This is a genomic window from Streptomyces palmae (assembly GCF_004684805.1).
Classification (GTDB): Bacteria; Actinomycetota; Actinomycetes; order Streptomycetales; family Streptomycetaceae; genus Streptomyces; species Streptomyces palmae.
This window is the reverse complement of the sequence record NZ_SRID01000796.1, coordinates 1-564: the sequence shown is the minus strand read 5'-3', so window position 1 is coordinate 564 and position 564 is coordinate 1. Positions and strand designations below refer to the sequence as shown.

The following is a 564-nucleotide window of genomic DNA, read 5'->3' as shown; positions in this document are numbered from 1 at the left end:
GTGTAGCTGCCGTCGCCGCGTCCGCGCCATTCCACGGCGGGGGCGTCGGGGGTGCGGGCGGAGCGGCTCAGCACGTGGATCTCGTCGGCGACCAGGAAGCAGGAGAGCAGGCCGATGCCGAACTGGCCGATGAAGTCCCCGCGCTCCTCGGCGAGCCTCCCCCAGCCCCGGATGGGCTCGGCCGCGGGGTCCGCGGTGGCGCGCTTGCTGCTGCGGCCGATGGTGGCGAGGAAGGTGTGCACGTCGGCCTCGGTGAGACCGACCCCGTCGTCCTCGACGCGTACCAGCGAGCCGTCGGCGTACAGGCGGATACCGAAGGCGTCGGCGGGGGCGGCCGGTTCGACGCCGTGCCGGGCGGTCAGCGCGTCCACCGCGTTCTGCAGGAGTTCGCGCAGGTAGACGCGGGGGCTGGAGTAGAGGTGGTGGGAGAGGAGATCGACGAGGCCGCGCAGATCCACCTGGAAGGTGCGGTCGGCGCCGGCCGGGCTCGCGGCGGTGTCGGGCGAAGTCATCGGGCAGTCCGGAGTGAGAAGGGCGCGGGTGGCGGGCGGGAAGGGACAGGGG

The 564-nt window shown here is 73.8% G+C and carries 1 protein-coding gene; it reads right to left on the bottom strand.

Annotated elements, in window-relative coordinates; all coding sequences use genetic code 11:
• On the bottom strand, positions 1 to 512 hold a 512-nt coding region (locus E4099_RS32695), incomplete at its 3' end, for an ATP-binding protein (protein ID WP_209446837.1).
• Positions 513 to 564: the final 52 nt, after the last annotated feature.